Origin of the sequence: Roseicyclus marinus (genome assembly GCF_036322625.1) — a bacterium.
Classification (GTDB): Bacteria; Pseudomonadota; Alphaproteobacteria; order Rhodobacterales; family Rhodobacteraceae; genus Roseicyclus; species Roseicyclus marinus_A.
The window spans coordinates 1,947,144-1,968,032 of sequence record NZ_AP027266.1 but is presented as its reverse complement, the minus strand read 5'-3'; the positions used below and the strand labels follow the sequence as shown (position 1 = coordinate 1,968,032).

General features: G+C 67.5%; 25 protein-coding genes and 1 pseudogene. 13 read left to right on the top strand and 13 right to left on the bottom strand.

What is annotated here, in order from left to right:
* Positions 1-51: 51 nt before the first annotated feature.
* Both AABA51_RS09325 and purF read right to left on the bottom strand, forming a co-directional pair.
* Entirely contained in the window at positions 52-657 is a 606-nt protein-coding gene (locus AABA51_RS09325) for a DUF2199 domain-containing protein (protein WP_338271482.1), read from the bottom strand.
* On the bottom strand, positions 657-2,138 hold the full coding sequence (gene purF, locus AABA51_RS09320; RefSeq protein WP_338271481.1) for an amidophosphoribosyltransferase: 1,482 nt from the start codon (positions 2,136-2,138) through the stop codon (positions 657-659). The genes AABA51_RS09325 and purF overlap by 1 nt, the downstream gene beginning before the upstream one ends.
* A gap of 175 nt (positions 2,139-2,313) precedes the next feature.
* Between purF and AABA51_RS09315 the strand changes: the two genes are divergently transcribed.
* On the top strand, positions 2,314-2,769 hold the full coding sequence (locus tag AABA51_RS09315; protein ID WP_338271480.1) for a hypothetical protein: 456 nt from the start codon (positions 2,314-2,316) through the stop codon (positions 2,767-2,769).
* A gap of 1 nt (position 2,770) precedes the next feature.
* On the opposite strand, the gene AABA51_RS09310 is transcribed toward AABA51_RS09315, so the two are convergent.
* Genes AABA51_RS09310 through alr form a run of 7 tightly spaced genes read right to left on the bottom strand, consistent with a single transcriptional unit; the run spans position 2,771 to position 8,226 of the window.
* Positions 2,771-3,334, bottom strand: a complete 564-nt coding sequence (locus AABA51_RS09310; protein WP_338271479.1) for a CvpA family protein — start codon at positions 3,332-3,334, stop codon at positions 2,771-2,773.
* 43 nt (positions 3,335-3,377) lie between these two features.
* Positions 3,378-4,745: a DNA repair protein RadA gene (gene radA / locus AABA51_RS09305; RefSeq protein WP_338271478.1), complete on the bottom strand. Its 1,368-nt coding sequence runs from the start codon at positions 4,743-4,745 to the stop codon at positions 3,378-3,380.
* A 44-nt stretch (positions 4,746-4,789) separates the two neighbouring features.
* Positions 4,790-5,155 (bottom strand): hypothetical protein, encoded by a 366-nt coding sequence (locus tag AABA51_RS09300; RefSeq protein ID WP_338271477.1) that lies wholly within the window; start codon positions 5,153-5,155, stop codon positions 4,790-4,792.
* Between the two features lie 9 nt (positions 5,156-5,164).
* Entirely contained in the window at positions 5,165-5,623 is a 459-nt protein-coding gene (locus AABA51_RS09295; protein WP_338271476.1) for a paraquat-inducible protein A, read from the bottom strand.
* 40 nt (positions 5,624-5,663) lie between these two features.
* Positions 5,664-6,410, bottom strand: coding sequence for an ABC transporter ATP-binding protein (locus AABA51_RS09290; protein WP_338271475.1), 747 nt, complete (start codon positions 6,408-6,410; stop codon positions 5,664-5,666).
* A complete protein-coding gene (locus tag AABA51_RS09285; RefSeq protein WP_416916153.1) occupies positions 6,407-7,192 on the bottom strand; it encodes an MlaE family ABC transporter permease in 786 nt (261 codons plus the stop codon). The genes AABA51_RS09290 and AABA51_RS09285 overlap by 4 nt, the downstream gene beginning before the upstream one ends.
* On the bottom strand, positions 7,189-8,226 hold the full coding sequence (alr, locus tag AABA51_RS09280; RefSeq protein ID WP_338271474.1) for an alanine racemase: 1,038 nt from the start codon (positions 8,224-8,226) through the stop codon (positions 7,189-7,191). The genes AABA51_RS09285 and alr overlap by 4 nt, the downstream gene beginning before the upstream one ends.
* Positions 8,227-8,301: 75 nt before the next feature.
* On the opposite strand from alr, the pseudogene AABA51_RS09275 reads away from it, so the two are divergent.
* From AABA51_RS09275 to cobC, 3 genes and pseudogenes are all read left to right on the top strand, one after another.
* Positions 8,302-8,850, top strand: a pseudogene (locus tag AABA51_RS09275) (adenosylcobinamide-GDP ribazoletransferase); the annotation flags it as partial.
* A gap of 71 nt (positions 8,851-8,921) precedes the next feature.
* On the top strand, positions 8,922-9,110 hold the full coding sequence (locus tag AABA51_RS17130) for an adenosylcobinamide-GDP ribazoletransferase (protein WP_425328800.1): 189 nt from the start codon (positions 8,922-8,924) through the stop codon (positions 9,108-9,110).
* Entirely contained in the window at positions 9,101-9,601 is a 501-nt protein-coding gene (cobC, locus tag AABA51_RS09270; RefSeq protein ID WP_338271472.1) for an alpha-ribazole phosphatase family protein, read from the top strand. The genes AABA51_RS17130 and cobC overlap by 10 nt, the downstream gene beginning before the upstream one ends.
* Here cobC and AABA51_RS09265 read toward each other — a convergent pair.
* The 3 genes from AABA51_RS09265 to pyrC form a co-directional block, all read right to left on the bottom strand.
* Positions 9,595-11,094 (bottom strand): replicative DNA helicase, encoded by a 1,500-nt coding sequence (locus AABA51_RS09265; protein WP_338271471.1) that lies wholly within the window; start codon positions 11,092-11,094, stop codon positions 9,595-9,597. The genes cobC and AABA51_RS09265 overlap by 7 nt on opposite strands.
* A gap of 289 nt (positions 11,095-11,383) precedes the next feature.
* Positions 11,384-12,064, bottom strand: a complete 681-nt coding sequence (locus AABA51_RS09260; RefSeq protein WP_338271470.1) for an orotate phosphoribosyltransferase — start codon at positions 12,062-12,064, stop codon at positions 11,384-11,386.
* Positions 12,065-12,121: 57 nt separating this feature from the next.
* Positions 12,122-13,165, bottom strand: coding sequence for a dihydroorotase (gene pyrC / locus AABA51_RS09255; protein ID WP_338271469.1), 1,044 nt, complete (start codon positions 13,163-13,165; stop codon positions 12,122-12,124).
* A gap of 183 nt (positions 13,166-13,348) precedes the next feature.
* On the opposite strand from pyrC, the gene AABA51_RS09250 reads away from it, so the two are divergent.
* From AABA51_RS09250 to AABA51_RS09230, 5 genes are all read left to right on the top strand, one after another.
* Positions 13,349-14,167, top strand: a complete 819-nt coding sequence (locus AABA51_RS09250) for an urease accessory protein UreD (RefSeq protein ID WP_338271468.1) — start codon at positions 13,349-13,351, stop codon at positions 14,165-14,167.
* Positions 14,168-14,187: 20 nt separating this feature from the next.
* Positions 14,188-14,490, top strand: coding sequence for an urease subunit gamma (locus AABA51_RS09245; protein WP_338271467.1), 303 nt, complete (start codon positions 14,188-14,190; stop codon positions 14,488-14,490).
* A gap of 13 nt (positions 14,491-14,503) precedes the next feature.
* The gene (locus AABA51_RS09240) at positions 14,504-14,809 is read left to right on the top strand and encodes an urease subunit beta (RefSeq protein WP_338271466.1); all 306 of its coding nucleotides are present in this window, start codon (positions 14,504-14,506) and stop codon (positions 14,807-14,809) included.
* A gap of 75 nt (positions 14,810-14,884) precedes the next feature.
* Positions 14,885-15,709, top strand: coding sequence for a cyclase family protein (locus tag AABA51_RS09235; RefSeq protein ID WP_338271465.1), 825 nt, complete (start codon positions 14,885-14,887; stop codon positions 15,707-15,709).
* Positions 15,709-16,104 (top strand): carboxymuconolactone decarboxylase family protein, encoded by a 396-nt coding sequence (locus AABA51_RS09230; RefSeq protein ID WP_338271464.1) that lies wholly within the window; start codon positions 15,709-15,711, stop codon positions 16,102-16,104. Before AABA51_RS09235 ends, AABA51_RS09230 begins: the two co-directional genes overlap by 1 nt.
* Here the strand turns inward: AABA51_RS09230 and AABA51_RS09225 are convergent.
* Complete coding sequence (locus AABA51_RS09225) at positions 16,094-16,882, bottom strand: response regulator transcription factor (protein ID WP_338271463.1); 789 nt, start codon at positions 16,880-16,882, stop codon at positions 16,094-16,096. The two genes, AABA51_RS09230 and AABA51_RS09225, sit on opposite strands and share 11 nt — an antisense overlap.
* A gap of 241 nt (positions 16,883-17,123) precedes the next feature.
* Between AABA51_RS09225 and ureC the strand changes: the two genes are divergently transcribed.
* The 4 genes from ureC to AABA51_RS09205 are packed head-to-tail and all read left to right on the top strand — an operon-like array spanning position 17,124 to position 20,773.
* Entirely contained in the window at positions 17,124-18,884 is a 1,761-nt protein-coding gene (gene ureC, locus AABA51_RS09220; protein ID WP_338271462.1) for an urease subunit alpha, read from the top strand.
* 30 nt (positions 18,885-18,914) lie between these two features.
* A complete protein-coding gene (locus AABA51_RS09215) occupies positions 18,915-19,601 on the top strand; it encodes a hypothetical protein (RefSeq protein ID WP_338271461.1) in 687 nt (228 codons plus the stop codon).
* A 17-nt stretch (positions 19,602-19,618) separates the two neighbouring features.
* Entirely contained in the window at positions 19,619-20,131 is a 513-nt protein-coding gene (ureE, locus tag AABA51_RS09210; RefSeq protein ID WP_416916140.1) for an urease accessory protein UreE, read from the top strand.
* A gap of 3 nt (positions 20,132-20,134) precedes the next feature.
* Complete coding sequence (locus AABA51_RS09205) at positions 20,135-20,773, top strand: urease accessory protein UreF (RefSeq protein ID WP_338271459.1); 639 nt, start codon at positions 20,135-20,137, stop codon at positions 20,771-20,773.
* Positions 20,774-20,889: the final 116 nt, after the last annotated feature.

Below are 20,889 nucleotides of genomic sequence, written 5' to 3'. Positions count from 1 at the left end.
GCCTTTTTCTTGCCAAACCGTAAAGATTTCGAGGCGTTCCTTGCCGAAAGGTTACGCCTTGAGGTGCTGGACAAGCTCCGCTTCACCAAGATCGAGGAAGAGGGCGAGGATGTCCTCGGGCGCCATCCCGCCATCGTGCTGCGCGGCGTGGAGCGGGTGCTTTTCGTCGGTGATCCAGTAGACGGGTATCCCGCCGCCCGCGACGGGCACGATCAGCCCCTTGGTCAGGACCGGACCGCTGCTGGCCGGTATCCGGCAGTAGAGCCAGCCCGACAGATCGCCCAGCCGTTCGGCATCGCCGCGCCCCTGCGCGGAACGGAAGCGGGCGAAATCGCCGGTCGAGAGATTGGCCCAGACGGAGAGAAAGACGTGATCCTCGGTTCCGCGCACGGGGATGGGCAGATGCGCGCGCACCAGAAGATCGCGGCCGCGCCGGGCATAGCGTTCGGTGACGATATCGCCCGCCCCGTCGAAGTCCGCATCGGGGAGGGCGGCGGGGGGATTGGGCCAGCCGAAGGGGCGCAGGCGCACCGCATGGGGGGCGTCCACAACCTCGTTGCAGCAGGCGCAGCGGTAGCCGGGTGCGGTGAGCCTCCGGGCCAGTTCGGCCTCGGGGATCTGCCGGGCCGGTTTGATGCGCCGGAAGAGTTTCAGCATCACTCGGCCGGTTCGGTCGCATCCGCCAGCTTGAAGCCGCGCGCCAGCTGGTCGGTCGGGCGCACCGGGTAATCGCCCGAGAAACAGGCGTCGCAATAGGCGGGGTTCTTGGGATCGCGGCCACCGGCCACGCCCACGGCGCGGTAGAGACCGTCGAGCGAGATGAAGCGGAGCGAAGCCACGCCCAGGTGATGGCGCATCTCGTCCTCGGACATGGTGGCGGCCAGCAGTTTCTCGCGCTCGGGCGTGTCGACGCCGTAGAAACAGGGCCATGCGGTCGGCGGGCTTGCGATGCGGAAATGCACCTCGGCGGCGCCCGCATCGAGGATCATCTCCTTGATCTTGCGCGAGGTGGTGCCGCGCACGACGCTGTCATCGACCAAGATCACCCGCTTGCCGCGAATGAGCGCGCGGTTGACGTTGAGTTTCAGGCGCACGCCCATGTTGCGGATCTGTTCGGTCGGTTCGATGAAGGTCCGGCCCATATACTGGTTGCGGATGATCCCCATCGCATAGGGAATGCCCGATTCCAGCGAATAGCCGATGGCGGCAGGCGTGCCCGAATCCGGCACGGGGCAGACCAGATCGGCCTCGACCGGCGCTTCCTTGGCGAGTTCGCGGCCGATGGCTTCGCGGGTTTCATAGACGGAGCGCCCGCCGATGATGCTGTCGGGGCGCGAGAAATAGACATGTTCGAAGATGCAAAAGCGCGAGCGGCGCACTTCGAAGGGTTTGAAGCTTTCGATCTTGTCGCCCGAGATGACGACCATTTCGCCCGGTTCGATCTCGCGCAGGAATTCCGCGCCGATGATGTCGAGCGCGCAGGTTTCGGACGACAGCGCATAGCCATCGCCGATCCGGCCCAGAACCAGAGGGCGCACGCCCAAGGGATCGCGCACGCCGATCAGTTTCGTCCGGGTCATGGCGACGACGGAAAACGCGCCTTCGACGCGGCGCAGCGCATCCTTCATCCGTTCGGGGATGGTGCGCTGCAGCGAGCGCGCCATCAGGTGGATGATGCATTCGCTGTCCGACGAGGATTGGAAGATCGAGCCGCGTTCGATCAGTTCGCGGCGCAATTCATCGGCATTCACGATATTGCCGTTATGCGCGATGGCGGCCCCGCCCATGGCGAATTCGCCGAAGAAGGGCTGCACGTCGCGGATCTGGGTCGCGCCCTTGGAGCCTGCCGTGGAATAGCGGACATGGCCGATGCCGATTTCACCGGGCAGCGTTTCCATGACGCTGGCGGAGGTGAAATTGTCCCGCACGAGGCCGAAGCGGCGGGCCGAGGAAAAGCCATGCTCGGGGTGATGGGTGACGATACCCCCCGCCTCTTGCCCGCGATGTTGCAGGGCATGCAGGCCGAGCGCGATGAAATTGGCGGCATCGGCGACGCCGATCACGCCGAAAATCCCGCATTCCTCGCGCAGTTTGTCGTCGTCGATGGGATCGAACGGGTGACGGGGGAGGGCATCCATCGTGGGCGAATCTCCGGGGGGCGTCTACAGGGGTGACATAGGGCGTCGGGACGGTGGTGTCATCAAACGATCACATCCGAAAGGGTCATGGCGGCGCTTTGCTGATCGCTGGACGGGCGCGCGCGGGCCGCATAGCCTGTTTTGCGGGTGCAAAAGTGGCGTGAGGGGGCATTCGATGCGGGCGATCATCTTTCTGGCGGGGGCGGCGATGGCGGCAAGCTGGGCGCTTGTCTGGATCGAGCCGCCCTTTGCGGGGGCCGATATTTCGCCCATGGCGCTGGTGCAGCGCGGCAGTTTGAGCCTGTCGGCGGACGCGGCCTGGCAGGTCTGGGTTTTCCTGGGCGGCTTCGTGGCGGCGGCGCTGGCCGCGCTGAGCGCGCTCAGGGGGCGGGGATCGGCCCTGTTGGCGTTGGCGGCGGGGCTGTCGCCGGTCGTGCTTGTGGGGGAGGCGGTGATCCGGGCCGATGGGTTGCGCCGCGATCTGGGTTTGCCCGTGCCCTTTGATTTCGGCGATCTGGCACGGAGTTGGGACCTGATGCAGGATTTCATCCGCGCAGGCTTTTGGGCTTATGCGGTGGGTGCGGGCCTGTTGCTGATCGCGGGGCTGTCGGGGTTGGTATCGCGGCGCTGAGTTATTGCTCGGGGGCGGTGCAGGTCGCGGTGAGCTGCTCGTAGCGCGACAAGATCCAGCCCGGCGCATCGGAGGGGATTTCCGCCTCGACCCGGGTCTGCAGATGCGAGAACACCTGGGAGGAGCGGCTGTCGGAGACCATCGCCACGGGTTCGGAGCCCACGACGCGGTCATAGGCGATGAAGGCCACGACCACGAGCAGCACGCCGCGCGCCACGCCGAACAGGAACCCCAGACCCGCATCCAGCCCGCCGATCATCGAGCGTTGCACGGCGGAGGAAAACATCGGCGCAAAGAGCGACACCACGACAAGCGCCACCGCGAAGACGCCCGCGAAGCTGGCCATCACGCCCAATTCGCAGCTTTCCCCGATGAAATCGCCCAGATAGGGCACTTCGCGGATCAAAGGCAGGGCATTGGGGGCGAAGATGAAGGCCACGACCGCCGCAAGGATCCAGCCCCCGATGGACAGGATCTCGCGCACGAGGCCGCGGGCATAGGCGAGGATCGCCGAAACCACGATCACGCCGGCCACGATGCCGTCAACCAGTGTGAAACCGTCCATCTACGCGCCTTACCCATTCCTGCCCCGGTGGCAAACCGTGGCTTTACCCTGCCCCGAAGATCTCGCCCACGAAACCGGGAAGATCGGTCATTGCCTGCATCCGCACGCCGCTGTCGGCGCCAAGCTTGCACCCTGCGGGCGCTATGGCCGAGGAAAAACCAAGTTTCGCCGCCTCTTTCAACCTGTTTTCCGCCTGAGACACCGGGCGCAGCGCGCCGGAGAGCGAAACCTCGCCAAAGACCACGCAATCATGGGGCACGGCGGCATCTTCGCGGGCGGACAATAGGGCGGCGGCGACGGCGAGGTCGGCGGCGGGCTCGGAGATGCGCATGCCGCCGGCGATGTTGAGATAGACATCGAGGCCTGCAAAGGAGATGCCCGCGCGCGCCTCGAGCACGGCGAGGATCATCGACAGGCGGCCCCCGTCCCAGCCCACCACCGCGCGGCGGGGTTGGCTGAGCGAGGAGGGGGCGACAAGGGCCTGGATTTCCACGAGCACGGGGCGGGTGCCCTCGATCCCGGCGAAGACGACGGAGCCGGGGGCGGGGGTTTCGCGGTCCGACAGGAAGAGGGCGGAGGGGTTCGTGACCTCGGCCAAGCCCATGCCGGTCATCTCGAAGACGCCGATTTCATCGGCCGGGCCGAAGCGGTTCTTGACCGAGCGCAGGATGCGGAACTGGTGGCCGCGTTCGCCTTCGAAATAGAGGACGGTGTCGACCATGTGTTCGACGACGCGGGGTCCTGCGATCTGGCCTTCCTTGGTGACGTGGCCAACGAGCATGACGGCGACCCCGCGGCGCTTGGCGAAGCTGGTCAGCTCATGTGCGGAGGCGCGGACCTGGGAGACGGAGCCGGGTGCCGCCTCGACCGTGTCGAGCCACATGGTCTGGATCGAATCGATGATGGCGAGGTCGGGGGTTTCGGCCTCGAGCGTCGTGAGGATGTCGCGGAGGTTGGTTTCGGCGGCGAGCATCACGGCGCTGTCGGCAAGGCCGAGGCGCTGGGCGCGCATGCGGACCTGGGCTGTGGCTTCCTCGCCCGAGACGTAGATGACCTTGGCGCCTGCGCGGGCGAAGCTGGCGGCGGCCTGAAGGAGCAGGGTGGATTTGCCGATGCCGGGATCGCCGCCGACGAGCGTGGCCGAGGCGGGCACGAGGCCGCCGCCCAAGACCCGGTCCAGTTCGGCCATGCCGGAGGTGCGGCGGGGCGGGGGCGTTTCTTGCGTGCGCAGATCGGTCAGGCCGATGCGCTTGCCCTTCATCGCGCCGAGCGAGGTCTTGCCGGGGCCGGCGGAAAGCGGTGCCTCTTCGGTGATCGTGTTCCAGTCGCCGCAGGCGTCGCAGCGGCCGGACCATTTCTTGTGAACGGCGCCGCAGGCGGAACAGATGAATTGGGTGACGGGTTTGGCCATGGCAGAGGTGTAGCCGAGGGGCCGGGGCTGCGCCAGTGGCGCGCTCAGATCAGGCCCGTCTGCCAGAGCAGGGCGAGGCCCAAGCCAAGCGTGAGGGCCGCGCGAAAGGCGATGCTGCGCGGATCGCCCTGGCGCACATCACCAAGACCCCGGTGCAGGCCGAAGGCCAGCCCGCCGCCGATCAGGATCGCGGCAAGGGGGATATGGCCGGGCAGGGCTAGGGCCGTGCCCGCGATGAGCAGGACGAGGCCACCGGCGACGGGCGGTCCCGCGCGGCGGGCGAGGTTGAGCGCCATGCCGCGTTTGCGGGCGGGCAGGCGTTCCCCGATCAGGCGTTGCGCCCAGGTCAGCGCGGCAAGGCCCGCGTAGAGGCACAGAAACAGGGCGAGGATGGGGGCGAGCGTGGTCATGGGGAAGGGCTAGCCCAGCGCGCCCCGTTTCGCCAGATGCGCCGTGCCGAGCGCGACACCGAGGGAGGCCAGCACGCAGGCGGTGAAGAGCCAGAGGCCCCAGGCGGTTTCGACGCGGCCGACCGCCATGCCCTTGGCCAGCGTGATGTAGAGGGCGATGAGAAAGACATCGGCCATGGCGAGTTTGCCCAAGATCTGGAGGGCAGGCAGAAGCGACAGGGGCGCGCGGCCGAGGTGGAGGAGGGCGAGGGCCCCTGTCTTGGCCATGGGGGCCACGAGCGCGAAAAGGGCGATGAGGGCTGCAAGGATCCTCTCGCCCCCGGTCCAGAGGGTGACAAGGCCCGAGAGGATCGAGATCTCGGACAGCCCGAAGAGCGGCAGGAGACCCGCGCGCATCAGGGGGGCGGCCCATGCGACGGGGAAAAGCACCAGAAGGGCGAGGTTGAGGGCGATGAGAAAGCGCAGCATGGCGCAGATATGGGGGGTGTGGGGCAGGCCCCGCAAGCGGTCAGCGGATCGCTTCGATGGGGCCCGTGGCCGAACCGGTCACGAATTGGCGAAGATAGGGGTCATCGGCGGTGTCGATCTCGGCCACCGGGCCGTGCCAGCGGATCTTGCCGTCATGGAGCATCGCGACCTTGTCGGCGATGGCGCGGACGGAGGTCATGTCATGGGTGATGGTCACGGCGGTGGCACCCATTTCGGTCACGATTTCGCGGATCAGGTCGTTGATCACGCCCGACATGATCGGGTCGAGGCCGGTTGTCGGTTCGTCGAAGAAGATGATCTGGGGATCGGCGGCGATGGCGCGGGCGAGGCCCACGCGTTTTTGCATGCCGCCCGACAGTTCGGAGGGGTAGAGATCGGCCACATCGGGGCTGAGGCCCACGCGGCGGAGTTTTTCCACCGCGATCTCGCGGGCCTGCGCCTTGGGGCGTTTTTGCGCCCCGCGTTGCAGGCGAAAGGCGACGTTCTGCCAGACCGGCATCGAATCAAAGAGCGCGCCGCCCTGAAAGAGCATCCCGAAGCGGGCGAGAAAGGCGTCGCGGTCGCCCGTCGTCACATCCTGCCCGTCGACGGTGATTTTGCCGCTGTCGGGGAGGACAAGGCCGAGGATGCATTTGAGGCAGACCGATTTGCCGGTGCCGGACCCCCCGATGATCACGCAGCTTTCGCCGCGGGCCACGTCGAGCGTCAGGCCGCGCAGGACGCGTTTGGGGCCGAAAGCCTTGTGGACATCGGACAGCAGGATCATGCGGTGAAGAACAATTCGGTCAGGAGGTAATTGGCGGCAAGGATCAGGATCGAGGCGGAAACGACGGCATTGGTGGTGGCCCGCCCCACGCCTTGTGCGCCGCGGCCCGAATTCATCCCGTGATAGCAGCCCATGAGCGCCACGAGAAAGCCGAAGACCGCGCCCTTGATCAGGCCGGAGGTCACGTCCCAGAGCTCGAGAAAATCGACGGTGTTGCGCAGGTAGGCGGCCTCGTTGAAGCCAAGGCGGGTGGTCGAGACGAGATAGCCGCCGAAAATCCCGATCGCATCGCCCACGGCGACCAGAACCGGCAGGCTGAGGGTTGCGGCAAGGATGCGGGGGACGGTCAGGTATTTGAGCGGGTTGGTCGAGAGCGTGACAAGCGCGTCGATCTGTTCGGTGACCTTCATCGTGCCGATCTCGGCGGCGATGGCGGCGGCCACGCGGCCCGCGACCATCAGGCCGCCCAGGACCGGGCCCAGTTCGCGCACGATGCCGATGGCCACGATCTGGGGCACGACGGCCTGCGCATCGAAGCGCGAGCCGCCGGCATAGATCTGGAGCGCGAGCGCGCCGCCGGTGAAGAGCGCGGTGAGCCCCACCACGGGCAGCGAGAGCCAGCCGATATGGAGAAGCTGGTGAAGGAATTCGCGCGGGTAGAAGGGCGGGCGCAGGATATGGCTGACGGCGAGGGCCGCGTAGATCGTGACCCGCCCCATGGCCGAGAGCATCGCCAGCGTCGAGCGCCCGATGGCGGCGAGCGGGGAGAGGAGCACCATCATTGCCCGATGTGCCGACGCTGGTAGCGCCGTCCGAGCGAGGTGAGGATTTCGTAGCCGATGGTGCCCGCAACCTCGGCCAGTTGGTCGACGGATTGCCGTGGGCAGAGGATGTCGAGGTGATCGGGGATTTCGGGCAGGTCGGTCACATCGACGGTCAGAAGATCCATGGAGACGCGACCGGCAAGGCGGCAGGCGTGATCGCCCGCGAAAAGGGGTGCCGCATTGCTCATGTAACGGATGAGCCCGTCGGCGTAACCCGCTGACAGGGTTGCAAGTTTTGTCGGGCGCTCGGCGGTGAAGGTTGCGGAATAGCCCACCGTTTCGCCCAAGGCCACATCGCGCACCTGCACCACCGGAAGCGAGAGCCGGACCACGGGGCGCGCGCTTGCAAAGGGCAGGCCGCCGTAGATCCCGATGCCGGGGCGGGTCAGGTCGAAATGGTAATCGGGACCCAGCAAGATGCCGCCCGAGGCCGACAGGCTGCGCGGCGCTGTCACACTTGCACTCATCGCCTTGAACTGCGCCAGTTGGGCCGCGTTCTGCGGATGACCCGGATCATCGGCGCAGGCCAGATGCGACATGACAAGCGTCAGGGGGCCGGATTCGAGGCCCGCGCGGGTGGCGGCCCAGTCGGGCGCCTCCATCCCCAGACGGTTCATGCCGGTGTCGAGCTGCACGCCATAGGGCGCATCGGGCAGGGCCGCGCGGTGGCGGGCGGCCTGTTCGGGGCTGTTGAGCATCGGCACCAGCGCATGGTCGCGGATGAGCGCGGTGTCGCTGGCCATATGGCCGGAAAAGACGTTGATCACGGGGCCGGGGCCAAGGGAGGTGCGCAAGGTCGCGCCCTCTTCTGCCGTGGCGACGAAGAAATTGCGCGCGCCCTCGCGCGCGAGGCGGGTTGCGACCTCGGCCGCGCCGCAGCCATAGCCGTTGGCCTTGACCACGGCGCCTGCCTCTCCTTGCGAAAGGCGGGCGAGGTCGCGCCAGTTTGCCGCGAGCGCGTCGAGGTCGATGGTGAGGATACCGGTTCCCATGCTGCTGTGTCGCGTCCGGGGGCGTCGCGGTCAAGCCCCTGCCGGGCGGTTGCCTATGGGCAGGGAACGCGCCTAATGCTGGGGCTGGCGAAGATGGGGGCGGTTTTGATGCGGGATGGGCAAGAGGCGGGATTGCGGCGGCGGGTGGAGGTGTTCCTTTTGGCCGTGCAATTCCTGACGCGGCTGCCCGTGCCGCGAGATCTGCCCTGGTCGGAGGCGCGGCAGGCCGAAGCGATGGCCTATCTGCCGCTGGTGGGGCTCTGCGTGGGCGGGATCGGGGCTTTGGTGCTCTGGGGGGCTGCGCTGGTTTTCCCGATGCCCGTGGCGGTGCTGATGTCGCTGGCTGCGACGTTGTTGGTGACGGGGGCCTTTCACGAGGACGGCTTGGCGGATGCGGCGGATGGGCTGGGGGGCGGCGTGACGCGGGAGCGCGCGCTGGAGATCATGCGCGACAGCCGGATCGGGAGTTACGGGGCGGTGAGCCTTGGCATCGTGCTGGCGCTGAAGGTGGCGGGGCTGGTGGCCTTGCCACTGTGGATGGCGGTGGCGGTTCTGGCGCTGGGCCATGGGATCAGCCGCTATGGGGCGGTTCTGGTCATGTTCCGGGCCGATTACGCACGGGTGGAGGGGGCGAAATTCGCAGCCCCCCGGATATCGGCGGGGGGCATGGGCTGGCGCTGGCCACGGCTGTGGCGATGGCTGTGGCGCTGGTGGCGTTGGTGGGGCCTGCGGGGCTTGTGGGGCTCGGGGCGGCGGCGGTGCTGGGGTGGGGTGTCACGCGGATCTACCTGCGCAAGCTGGGCGGGTTCACGGGCGATTGCCTCGGCGCGACGCAGCAGGTGGTGGAATTGGGCCTGATCCTCGGGGTGCTGGCGTGGGTCTGATCTTGGTGCGGCATACGACGCCGGATGTGGCCAAGGGCATCTGCTACGGGCGGACCGACCTGGCGCTGGCGGCCAGTTTCGAGGTGGAGGCGCAAGCGGTGGCGGCGCGGTTGTCGGGGATGGTGCGGGACCTGCCGATCCTGTCCTCGCCCCTGACCCGCTGCCGGAGGCTTGCCGCGCATCTGGGGCCGCATGAGGTGCATGCCGCCTTCACCGAAATGGATTTCGGGCGCTGGGAAGGGGTGAGCTGGGATGCGATCCCGCGGGCCGAGCTGGACGCCTGGGCCGGGGATTTCATGGGTGCCCGGCCCCATGGCGGGGAAAGCGTGGCGCAGTTGCGCGACCGGGTGGCGGCGGGGCTGGAAAGCCTGCCGCAAGATTGCGTGATCGTCACCCATGCGGGGGTGATCAAGGCGGTGGCGTCCATCCTGAACCATCCCGAAGGCTGGGAGATCCGGCCCGCATTCGGCGAGGTGTTGGTGTTTCAATAGCCGGGATCGGCGCCCTGCTGCCACGGCTTGACGAGATTGCCGAAGCGGGTGAAGCGCCCCTCGAAGCTGAGTTCGACGGTGCCGACGGGGCCGTGACGCTGCTTGCCGATGATGACCTCGGCCTTGCCATGGAGCTGTTCCATGTCCTGCTGCCACTTGGTCATGGCCTCGAGGTTCTCTTCGCCCGGTTTCTCGCGTTCCTTGTAGTATTCGCCCCGGTAGACGAACATCACGACGTCGGCGTCCTGTTCGATCGAGCCGGATTCGCGCAGGTCGGAGAGCTGCGGGCGCTTGTCCTCGCGGGATTCGACCTGGCGCGAGAGCTGCGAGAGGGCGATCACGGGGATGTTGAGTTCCTTGGCGATGGCCTTGAGGCCTTGGGTGATCTCGGAAATCTCGTTCACGCGGTTCTCGGACCGGCCCGAGCCGCGCAGAAGCTGGAGATAGTCGACGATCAGCAGATCGAGCCCGTTGGGCGCGCGCTTGAGCCTGCGGGCACGCGCCGCGACCTGGCCGATGGGCAGGGCGGGCGTGTCGTCGATATAGAGCGGGCAGCGTTCCAGGTCGCGGGCGGCATGCAGGTAGCGTTCAAACTCGGCCTCGGTCAGATCGCCCTTGCGGATCAGTTCGGAGGGGATTTCGGCCGCCTCGGACAGGATACGCTGGGCGAGCTGGGCGGCCGACATCTCGAGGCTGAAAAAGCCCACGACGCCGCCGTCGACCGTGCCCTCGGTCCCGTCTTCCTTGAGGCCGCGTTTCCACGCCTTGGCGACGTTGAAGGCGATGTTGGTCGCAAGCGAGGTCTTGCCCATGGAGGGACGCCCCGCGAGGATCAGGAGGTCGGAGCGGTGCAGGCCGCCCAGCATCCGGTCCATGTCGGTCAGGCCGGTGGAAATGCCCGCCAGCTTGCCGCCCCGGTTATAGGCGGCATTGGCCATGTTCACGGCGTCATAGAGCGCCGAGAGGAAAGAGACGAAGCCCCGGTTCGTGCTGCCCGAGGAGGCGAGCGTGAAGAGCTCGGTTTCGGCGGCGACGATCTGGTCGTCGGGGGCCACATCCTCGCGCATGGAGCGGGCGCGGTCGGTGACGCGCTGGCCCAGCGCGATCAATTCGCGGCGGACGGCGAGGTCGTGGATGAGCTGGGCGTAATCGCGCGCGGCAGAGGTGGCGATGGCCGACAGCTGCAGCCGCAGGAGATATTCGGCCCCGCCCAGATCCTTGAGCCCCGGGATCTCGGAGACGAAATTCTTGAGCGTGGTGGCGTCGGTCGCGAGCCCCTTGACGATGCGGGCCTGCGCCATCGCGAAGATCTCGCGGTGGACGGGATCGTGGAAATGGTCGGGCTTCACCAGATCCTCGACCCGGTCGAGCACGTCGTTGGAGGACAGGATCGCGCCCAGAAGCTGCTGTTCGGCCTCGACATTGTGGGGAAGGGCGGGCGTTTCGGAGGCGGGCAGGTTGGAGGAGGTCGGAACCGGTACGTGCTCGTTCATGCCTGTGCCCCTTGCCCTGTCATTCCTGTCCGTCGTCGTGCCGGTCGTGTCTTGCCGGTGTCGCCGGGGCCTGAGTGCCGGCCAGCGCCATCGGTAGGAGCCGGTATAGCCCTGCCTGCCGGTCGCCCGTCAATCGCCCAAAGCTGTGAGTAACTTGTGAGCGGTTTTGGCCGCAAGATATGGGCGGGATGGCGCATCCCACCCCTGCATCTTGCGGGAGTTTAACAGGGATGTGACGGATTCGCCACGTTCCAAGACCCTGTAACGGGACGGGGCGGGAAGCTGCGGCTCAGGAAAGACCGCGCGCGGCGCGCCATGCCTCGGGATCGGCGAGGAATCGTTCCACCTCGGCCAATGTGCTTTCCGTGAAATCGCCGCCGCGCCGCGCCTCGGCGATCACATCGGCCCAGGTGGCGAGGTAATGGAGCGTCAGCCCGTGCTCGGCCAGTCGTTCCTCGGTCCCCGCCATCACGCCGTAGAAAAAGACCACGGCAGTATGGCCGCAGCTCGCACCCGCCGCGCGGATCGCATCGACGAATTTCAGTTTCGAGCCGCCATCGGTGGTCAGATCCTCGACCAGAAGCACGCGGTCGCCCTCGCGCATCTCGCCCTCGATCTGGGCGGTGCGGCCATAGCCCTTGGGCTTCTTGCGGACATAGGACATGGGCAGGCCCATGCGTTCGGCCACGAAAGCGGCAAAGGGGATGCCCGCCGTCTCGCCGCCCGCGATATTGTCGAAGGCCTCGAGCCCTGCGGCCTCCATCACCTTGCAGCAGAGGAAATCCATGCAGGTGGCGCGCACGCGGGGATAGGAGATGATCTTGCGGCAATCGATATAGGTGGGGGCCTGTTTGCCGCTGGCATGGGTGTAGAGCTGGTCGGTGTTGAAATGCACCGCCTTGATGTCGAGGAGCATCCGGGCGGTGAGGCGGGCCATCGTGGCGCTGTCGGGATAGGCGGTGGGGATCATGGGCGGCCGTCCGGGATTTGCATATTTATGGAAAGATGAAGGGGCGGGCGAAGGGGCTCAGGCGATGACGTGCCAATGGAGCGGATGGCCCGGATCGAAGAGGGTGACGGGGCCCGCGCCGGTGACGATCTTGGCGGGATAGGCTGCGGGCGTGTCGCGCTTTTCGAGCGTGATCAGGGTGTCGTTCGGGGCCAGGCCGTAGCGGGCGGGGCCGAAGAGGGAGGTGAAGCCCTCGAGCTTATCGAGCGCGCCTTCCTCCTCGAAGACATGGGCGAGGCAGGACAGCGTGTTGGTGGCCGAGAAGACGCCCGCGCAGCCGCAGGCCGATTCCTTGGTGGGATCGGTATGGGGGGCGCTGTCGGTGCCGAGAAAGAAGCGCGGATTGCCGGAGGTGGCGGCGCGGCGCAGCGCCTGTTGATGGGTGGAGCGCTTGGCCACGGGCAGGCAGTAGTAATGGGGCCGGATGCCGCCCACGAGCATGTGGTTGCGGTTGATCATCAGGTGGTGGGTGGTGATCGTGCCCGCGATATCGCCGGAGGCCCCGGCCACGTAATCGATGCCGTGGCTGGTGGTGATATGTTCGAGCGTCACCTTGAGCTCGGGGATGCGGCGGCGGAGGGGCTCGAGAACCGTGTCGAGAAAGACCTGTTCGCGGTCGAAGATGTCGACCTCGGGTGTCGTGACCTCGCCGTGGATGCAAAGGGGCAGGCCGATCTCGGCCATTTTTTCGAGCACCGCGGTCACCTTGGTCAGGTCGCGCACGCCGGATTGGGAATTGGTGGTGGCGCCGGCGGGATAGAGTTTCACCGCATGGATGAGGCCCGCGGCATGGGCGGCGGCGACATCGGCGGGATCGGTCGCCTCGGTCAGGTAGAGGGTCATGAGGGGGGTGAAATCCATCCCCGCAGGCAGCGCCGCCAGGATCCGGTCGCGGTAGGCGCGCGCGTCATCGCCCGTGACCACGGGGGGCACGAGATTGGGCATGACGATGGCGCGGGCGAAATGGCGCGCGGTTTCGGGCAGGACGCCGGCCAGCATCGCGCCATCGCGCAGGTGCAGGTGCCAGTCGTCGGGGCGGCGGAGTGTGAGGCGATCGGTCATGGGTCAATCCGGTACAAGGTTCGGGCGCGACCTGCAAAGGGCAATTCGGCGGGGGCGGCGCGGCCGACGCGGGCTGGGGTCGGGTGAGTTGCACAAGTTTTGGGCAAATGCCTGTTGGGGGTGCGATTTGGGCTGGGCCCTCCCTTGCCACCGGGCGCGGGCCTTGCCTAGCCTGCGGGCGACATGTTCGACGAAATGCCCCAGTCCGCGCAGATGCAGCGCGTCAAGGGCCGCGCCGGGGCCGTGATGGGCGCGGGCGGGCGGCTGGAGCGGCTGTGGCAGCAGGGATCGGCCAAGGCGATGCTGCCCCGCATGCACGGGCGCGCGCCGGAGGTGGTCTTTCTGAACACGGCGGGCGGGCTGACGGGGGGCGACAGGCTCGACTATCGGCTGGAGATCGGCGCGGGCGCGCAGGTCGTGGGCACGACGCAGACGGCCGAGCGCGCCTATCGCAGCGCGGGGGGTGCTGCGCGGGTCGAGACGCGGCTGGTCGTCGGGCCGGGCGCGCGGCTGCATTGGTTGCCGCAGGAGGTGATCCTGTTCGAGGGCGCGGCGCTCGACCGGCTCTTGGTGGCCGAGATGGCGGGGGATGCGGAGCTGGTGACGCTCGAGACGCTGGTTCTGGGACGGGCGGCGATGGGCGAGCGGCTGCGCGATCTGCAGCTGAGGGATCGGCGCGAGGTGATCCGCGACGGGCGGTGCGCGATGGTCGAGGCGATAAGGCTGGGGCCCGAGGATATGGACCGCGCGGGGCATGCGGGGCTCAATGGGGCGGTGGCGGTGGCCACCTTGAGCCTTTTTGCGAGGGATGCGGAGGACCGGCTGGCGCGGCTGCGCGCCGTCCTTCCGGTGGAGGGCCCGGTCAGGGCGGCGGCGAGCGCCTGGGACGGGCGGGTCGTGGCGCGGTTCATGGCCGCCGAGGCATGGCCGCTGCGGCAGGCGGTGGCGCGCGCGGTGGCGCGGCTGACCGATGGCCCGCTGCCGCGGGTCTGGCAGATCTGAAGGATGAGGATGAGGACGAGATGAACCTGACCCCGAGGGAAAAGGACAAGCTGTTGATCAGCCTTGCGGCCATGGTGGCGCGGGGGCGGCTGGCGCGGGGGGTGAAGCTCAACCACCCCGAGGCGATCGCGCTGATCACGGATTTCGTGGTCGAGGGCGCACGCGACGGGCGCACGGTCGCCGATCTGATGGAGGCGGGCGCGCATGTGGTCACGCGCGAGCAATGCATGGAGGGCATCCCCGAGATGATCCATGACGTGCAGGTCGAGGCGACATTTCCGGATGGCACGAAGCTTGTGACCGTCCATCATCCGATCCGGTGAGGGGAGAGCGGCGATGATACCCGGTGAGATCATTCCGGCCGAGGGCGATATCGAGCTGAACGCAGGGCGCGAGGCCGTGGTGCTGAGGGTCGCCAATACGGGCGACCGCCCGGTGCAGGTCGGCAGCCATTACCATTTCGCGGAAACCAATGCCGCGCTTGCCTTTGACAGGGAGGCCGCGCGCGGCATGCGGCTTGACATCGCGGCGGGCACTGCGGTGAGGTTCGAGCCGGGCCAGACGCGCGAGGTCCAGCTTGTGCCCTATGGCGGGGACCGCGCGGTCTGGGGCTTCAACAAGGCGGTGATGGGCGCGCTCTGACCAAGATACATGGCGCGCCCGGGGTTCTTGACGGCACAGGGACACAGCACAGGGACACAAGGGAGGAACCGGACCATGTGCGATATCTGCGTGATGAACAAGGTGAAGGAGCGGATGCTGTCGCGCCGCGACTTCTTCAAGGGCTCGGCGGCCATGGCGGCGGGGGCGGCTGCCGTCGGGGTTGCGGGCGCGCCGACCGCGTTGAGGGCGCAGGCGGCGGGCAGTTCCGTGGTGGACATGACCCATACGCTGTCGGCCGATTTCCCGACCTATTTCGGCCAGCCGCAATTCGCCGCCGAACAGGTGTTCAATTTCGCCGACAACGGGTTCAACCTGTTCAACCTGACGATCAACGAACATACCGGCACCCATATCGACGCGCCGCTGCATTTCTCGGCGGATGGCACCTCGGTCGACGAGATCGCGCTGGGCGATCTGGTCGTGCCGCTGTGCGTGGTCGATATCGCGGCACGCGCGGCGCAGGATGCCGATACGCAGGTGACGCCCGATGATCTGCGGGCCTGGATCGCCGCCCATGGCGAGATCCCCGAGGGGGCTTGCGTCGCGATGCATTCGGGCTGGGCGGGCAAGGTCGGCACGGAGGCGTTCCGCAATTTCGATGGCGTGGCGCAGCATTACCCCGGGTTCCATGTCGAGGCGGTGCAGATGCTGATGGAGGAGACGGGCGCGCGGTCGATCGCGGTCGACACGCTGTCGCTCGATCACGGGATATCGGCGGATTTCGCGGCGCATTACGCCTGGTTGCCGAGTGGCCGGTTCGGGATCGAATGCCTTGCGGGGCTGGACCAGGTGCCGGCAAGCGGGGCCACGTTGATCGTGGGCGCGCCCAAGCATCGCGGCGGCACGGGCGGGCCTGCGCGCATCTTTGCGTTGGTCTGATGGGGACGGTTCCGCTTTTGGCCGATGAGGACCTGTCGCCCGAGGCGGCGGCGGTCTTTGCCGAGATCCGGGCCCTGAGGGGCACGGATTACGTCAACAATTTCTGGCGCGCCATGGCGCATGACCCCGAGGGGCTGCGCGCGCTGTGGGATCGGCTCAAGGTCGTGATGGCGCCCGGCGCGATCGATCCGCTGGTCAAGGAGATGATCTATGTCGCGGTTTCGACCGCCAATGGCTGCGGCTATTGCATCCACAGCCATACGGCGGCGGCCAAGGCCAAGGGGATGACCCAAGCCCAGCATGCCGAGTTGTTGGCCGTGATCGGGATGGCGATGCAGACCAATGGCCTCGTGCAGGGGCTGGGCGTGGAGCTGGACGCGGTCTTCAAGGCGTGAGAGATGCCCCCGCCGCAGGGTCGGGCAGCGTCATCTTGTAGCCTGTGCCATAGAGCGTTTCGATGGCGTCGAAGCTCGGGTCGGCATCGCGCAGCTTGCGGCGCAGGCGTTTGACATGGCTGTCCACGGTGCGGTCGAGGACATAGATGTCATTGCCGTAGAGCCGGTCCATCAGCACGTCGCGGGTGCGCACATGGCCGGGCCGTTCGGCCAGCGCATGGAGCAGGCGGAATTCGGTGCCGGTCAGCTGCAGCGCCGTGCCGCGCCAGGACGCGGTCATCTTGTCGAGGTCGATCTCGAGCGGGGGCAGGGACAGCCGGTTGGCGCCCGCGCGCGTCTGCCCCGCGCCGATGCGGGCACGGCGCGACAGGGCGCGGATGCGTTCGGCCAGAAGCTGCGGCGACCAGGGGCGGCGCAGGACGGCATCGGCGCCCATGCGCAGGCCGACGATTTCCTCGACCTCGTCCTCGCTGTCGGTGAGCAGGACCACGGGCAGGTCGCTGTGTTCGCGCAGGCGGCGCAGGATGGCATAGCCGTCGCCCTCCGGGCTGCGCATGTCGAGCAGCGCCACATCGCCGGTTTCGGGCAGGATGCCGCGCGATCCGCCGCCCGGACGCCCCGTCGCCGTGACCGCGAAGCCGCGTCGGCGCAGGTCCCGGTCGAGCGCCTGCAGGGCGCGCGGATCGGTATGGACGATGGCCACATGGACCCGGCTGTCATCCGGTTCGGCGCGCGGCCCCGTATCCGGGGCAGGATGGTTGAGCGGTTCGAGTTTCATCTTTGCAACCCCCACGGTTTGCATGGGGTAACGGCAGGACGCGCGCAGGTTTAGCGCGGGGCGCAAAAAACGCGGGATGGGGGTGGCGGGTCGCGGTTTTCAATACGCCCGTTTCTTGGGCAGGGGTGCCTTGGTTTTGGGCGGAACGTGGCGGTGGGGGGCTCTGCGGTGCGCTCTGGCTTCATCCTGTCGGAGGCTGGCCGATAGGGTGGAGCGCGACACGGCCAGCCGAGGACCGCCCATGCCCACCCGTATCCCCCGCGCCACCTATGCCGACATGTATGGTCCCACCACCGGCGACCGGGTGCGGTTGGCCGATACCGACCTGATCATCGAGGTGGAGCGCGATCTGACCGCGCTGAATGTCGGGCGGGCGATGAGCGGTGGCACCGGACCCAATGCCGCCATCTATGGCGAAGAGGTGAAATTCGGCGGCGGCAAGGTGATCCGCGACGGGATGGGCCAGTCCCAGCGCACGCGGGCCGAGGGCGCGGTCGACACGGTGATCACCAATGCGCTGATCGTGGACCATACCGGCATCTACAAGGCCGATGTGGGCCTGCGGGACGGGCGCATCCATGCCATCGGCAAGGCGGGCAACCCCGACACGCAAGCAGGCGTCGACATCGTCATCGGGCCGGGGACCGAGGCCATCGCGGGCGAGGGGCGCATCCTGACCGCCGGGGGCTTTGACAGCCATATCCATTTCATCTGCCCCCAGCAGATCGAGGATGCGTTGCATTCGGGGCTAACGACGATGTTGGGCGGCGGCACCGGTCCTGCGCATGGGACGCTGGCCACAACCTGCACGCCCGGGCCCTGGCACCTGGGGCGGATGATGCAGGCGGCCGATGCCTTTCCCATGAACCTCGCCTTTGCGGGCAAGGGCAATGCGTCGCGCCCCGAGGCTTTGGTCGAGATGATCGAGGCTGGCGCCTGCGCCATGAAGCTGCACGAGGATTGGGGCACGACGCCCGCCGCCATCGATTGCTGCCTGTCGGTGGCCGAGGACATGGATGTGCAGGTGATGATCCACACCGACACGCTCAACGAAAGCGGTTTCGTGGAAAACACGCTGGCCGCCATCGGGGACCGCTGCATCCATGCCTTTCACACCGAGGGGGCAGGCGGCGGACATGCGCCCGACATCATGAAGGTGGTGGGGTTCCAGAACATCCTGCCCTCATCCACCAATCCCACGATGCCCTACACCGTCAACACGCTCGAAGAGCATCTGGACATGCTGATGGTCTGTCACCACCTCGACAAATCCATCCCCGAGGATGTGGCCTTTGCCGAGAGCCGCATCCGCAAGGAGACGATCGCGGCCGAGGATATCCTGCACGACATGGGGGCCTTTTCGGTCATGGCGTCGGACAGCCAGGCCATGGGGCGCGTGGGCGAGGTGATCATCCGCACCTGGCAGACGGCGGACAAGATGAAGAAGCAGCGCGGGCGGCTGGCCGAGGAGACGGGAGAGAACGACAATTTCCGCGTGAAGCGCTATATCGCGAAATACACGATCAACCCGGCCATCGTGCATGGCATCTCGCGTCATATCGGGTCGGTCGAGGTGGGCAAGCGCGCCGATCTGGTGCTGTGGAACCCGGCCTTTTTCGGGGTGAAGCCCGAGATGGTGCTGGTGGGCGGCACGATTGCCGTGGCGCAGATGGGCGATCCCAATGCCTCCATCCCGACGCCGCAGCCCGTCTATTCGCGGCCCATGTGGGGCGCCTATGGGCGGTCGGTCGAACGCTCGGCCGTGACCTTTGTCAGTGGCGCGGCGCAGGCGGCGGGGATCGGCGCAAGGCTGGGGCTGGCCAAGGACACGCTTGCCGTCGAGGGCATCCGGTCCGTGCGCAAGCGAGACCTGATCCACAACAGCGCCACCCCCCATGTCGAGGTGCATCCCGAAACCTACGAGGTGCGCGCGGATGGCGAATTGCTGACCTGCGCGCCCGCAACGGAATTGCCTATGGCACAGCGCTATTTCATGTATTGAAATCAGCGCAGTGCAGGTGCGGAGGATGACATGCTGCGGGTAACGAGTTTGGTCCTGGGTCTGGTGCTGGCGGGAAGCCTTGGCGCGGCGGCGCAGGGGATTTGCCCAAGTGGCGACACGCGCGACGGGGTTTGGCTGGGCTTTCCCGACCGCACCGTCCAGACGCGGGTTCTGTCGGACGGGACCATGGAGGAGATCGAATTTTCCGACGAGAGGGCGGCGGTCTATGTCTTTCGCACCCTGCCTGTCGGTCTGATCACGGAGCGCTGGGGGATGCGGAACGGCTTTCTCGCGCCCGACGAAAGCGAGAGCGTGAGCTATGTCGGCACCCCCGCCACGATCCCCCTGCCTGTGCCGGGGGCGCGCTATGACGGGGTGGAGACGGCCCGCATTCTCGACGGGAGCGAGTTTCGCCACAGTGTCAGCCTCGTAGTGGGCATGCCCCGGCCCGTGGCGATCGGGGCTTGCGCCTATACCGGGCTGCCCATCGACGTGACGCGGGTGCCCCTGGACGGGGGGCCGCGCAAACATGACAGCATGATGCATCTGATGGAGCTGGGGATGACCATCTACCTTGGCTATTCGGAAGGGGATGAGCCGGTGCTGGACGAGATGCCGCTCTGGATCTCCTCCGAGCCGCGATTGCCGGGGGCCGGGGCGGCGCCCGCCATGATGCCGCCGCCCCCGCCGCCGGGTGCGGCCGCGCCGACGAAATGACAGTGGGAGAGACTGGGGTGACGGCAGACATGACCGCAGGGCGCGTGCATCGCGCGGGGCAGTGGCAGGGCGCGGCGAGCGACCGGCTGGTGCTCGATTACGAGGCGCGCTTCTTGCGGCGCAAGCGGTTGCGGCTTGTGTCGGGCGGCAGCGTCATGGTCGATCTGCCCGAAACCCTGTCGCTGGAAGCGGGCGATGCGCTGGAAACGGGCGATGGCCGCCTGATCGAGATCGAGGCCGCGCCCGAGCCGTTGTTGCGGATCACGGGCGATCTGACGCGGCTGGCCTGGCATATCGGGAACCGCCACACGCCCTGCCAGATCGCGGGCGATCACCTGCTGATCCGGCAAGATCACGTTCTGGCCGACATGCTGGCGCGGCTGGGCGCGACGGTCGAGCGCGTCACCGGGGCCTTTGTCCCCGAGGGCGGGGCCTATGGGCATGGGCGGACGCAGGGGCATGATCACGGGCATTCACAGGGTCACGGGCATTCGCATGGGCATGGTCATGACCATGTCCATGATCATTGACCGATGAAGGACGCGGATCTTCTGAAGCTGGTGCAATGGCTGTCGCCGGCTTTCCCGGTTTCCTCCTATGCCTATTCGCACGGGCTGGAGACCGAGATCGCGGAGGGGCGGGTGCGCAGGGCGGGCGATCTGGCCGATTGGGTCGCGGCGGTTCTGTCGGCGGGGGCGGGGCGGTCGGATGCGATCGTGATGCTGGCAGCCCTTCGCGGGGAGGCGGAGGCGGAGGCGCTGGCCGATCTGGCCCGCGCGCTCGCCGGATCGCGGGAGCGGCTCGAGGAGACCGAGGCGCAGGGGCGCGCGCTGGCCGAGACGCTGGCCGCCCTTGGCGCGGGCGACGGGGTGGCGCGGCCCTATCCGGTGGCGCTGGGCCTTGCGGCGCGGGGGCTCGACCTGCCCGAAGGGGTGGTGGCGCGGCTCTACCTGCAGGCTTTCGCGGGCGCGCTGGTGTCGGCGGCGGTGCGTTTCGTGCCGTTGGGGCAGGCGGAGGGCCAAAAGGTTCTGGCGCTCATGCATCCGGTGATCGAGAGGGTGGCCGCCGAGGCGGTCGCGGCGGGGCTCGAGGGGATCGGCACGGCTGTCTTCGGGGCGGATCTGGCGGCGATGGCGCATGAAGGGCTGGAGGTGCGGATCTTTCGGACCTGAGAGATTCGTGTCGTGATCGGGCGTTCTGCCCGCGGTTTTTGAAGTAAGGGGGCTCTGCCCGCGGTTTTTGAAGTAAGGGGGCTCTGCCCCCGTCGCCTTTGGCGACTCCCCCGGAG

Coding starts and splice junctions, on each gene's coding strand:
- AABA51_RS09325 (WP_338271482.1), bottom strand. CDS start 657: ATGCTGAAACTCTTCCGGCGCATCAAACCGGCCCGGCAGATCCCCGAG.
- purF (WP_338271481.1), bottom strand. CDS start 2,138: ATGGATGCCCTCCCCCGTCACCCGTTCGATCCCATCGACGACGACAAA.
- AABA51_RS09315 (WP_338271480.1), top strand. CDS start 2,314: ATGCGGGCGATCATCTTTCTGGCGGGGGCGGCGATGGCGGCAAGCTGG.
- AABA51_RS09310 (WP_338271479.1), bottom strand. CDS start 3,334: ATGGACGGTTTCACACTGGTTGACGGCATCGTGGCCGGCGTGATCGTG.
- radA (WP_338271478.1), bottom strand. CDS start 4,745: ATGGCCAAACCCGTCACCCAATTCATCTGTTCCGCCTGCGGCGCCGTT.
- AABA51_RS09300 (WP_338271477.1), bottom strand. CDS start 5,155: ATGACCACGCTCGCCCCCATCCTCGCCCTGTTTCTGTGCCTCTACGCG.
- AABA51_RS09295 (WP_338271476.1), bottom strand. CDS start 5,623: ATGCTGCGCTTTCTCATCGCCCTCAACCTCGCCCTTCTGGTGCTTTTC.
- AABA51_RS09290 (WP_338271475.1), bottom strand. CDS start 6,410: ATGATCCTGCTGTCCGATGTCCACAAGGCTTTCGGCCCCAAACGCGTC.
- AABA51_RS09285 (WP_416916153.1), bottom strand. CDS start 7,192: ATGATGGTGCTCCTCTCCCCGCTCGCCGCCATCGGGCGCTCGACGCTG.
- alr (WP_338271474.1), bottom strand. CDS start 8,226: ATGGGAACCGGTATCCTCACCATCGACCTCGACGCGCTCGCGGCAAAC.
- AABA51_RS17130 (WP_425328800.1), top strand. CDS start 8,922: ATGGCTGTGGCGCTGGTGGCGTTGGTGGGGCCTGCGGGGCTTGTGGGG.
- AABA51_RS09265 (WP_338271471.1), bottom strand. CDS start 11,094: ATGAACGAGCACGTACCGGTTCCGACCTCCTCCAACCTGCCCGCCTCC.
- AABA51_RS09260 (WP_338271470.1), bottom strand. CDS start 12,064: ATGATCCCCACCGCCTATCCCGACAGCGCCACGATGGCCCGCCTCACC.
- pyrC (WP_338271469.1), bottom strand. CDS start 13,165: ATGACCGATCGCCTCACACTCCGCCGCCCCGACGACTGGCACCTGCAC.
- AABA51_RS09250 (WP_338271468.1), top strand. CDS start 13,349: ATGTTCGACGAAATGCCCCAGTCCGCGCAGATGCAGCGCGTCAAGGGC.
- AABA51_RS09245 (WP_338271467.1), top strand. CDS start 14,188: ATGAACCTGACCCCGAGGGAAAAGGACAAGCTGTTGATCAGCCTTGCG.
- AABA51_RS09240 (WP_338271466.1), top strand. CDS start 14,504: ATGATACCCGGTGAGATCATTCCGGCCGAGGGCGATATCGAGCTGAAC.
- AABA51_RS09235 (WP_338271465.1), top strand. CDS start 14,885: ATGTGCGATATCTGCGTGATGAACAAGGTGAAGGAGCGGATGCTGTCG.
- AABA51_RS09230 (WP_338271464.1), top strand. CDS start 15,709: ATGGGGACGGTTCCGCTTTTGGCCGATGAGGACCTGTCGCCCGAGGCG.
- AABA51_RS09225 (WP_338271463.1), bottom strand. CDS start 16,882: ATGAAACTCGAACCGCTCAACCATCCTGCCCCGGATACGGGGCCGCGC.
- ureC (WP_338271462.1), top strand. CDS start 17,124: ATGCCCACCCGTATCCCCCGCGCCACCTATGCCGACATGTATGGTCCC.
- AABA51_RS09215 (WP_338271461.1), top strand. CDS start 18,915: ATGCTGCGGGTAACGAGTTTGGTCCTGGGTCTGGTGCTGGCGGGAAGC.
- AABA51_RS09205 (WP_338271459.1), top strand. CDS start 20,135: ATGAAGGACGCGGATCTTCTGAAGCTGGTGCAATGGCTGTCGCCGGCT.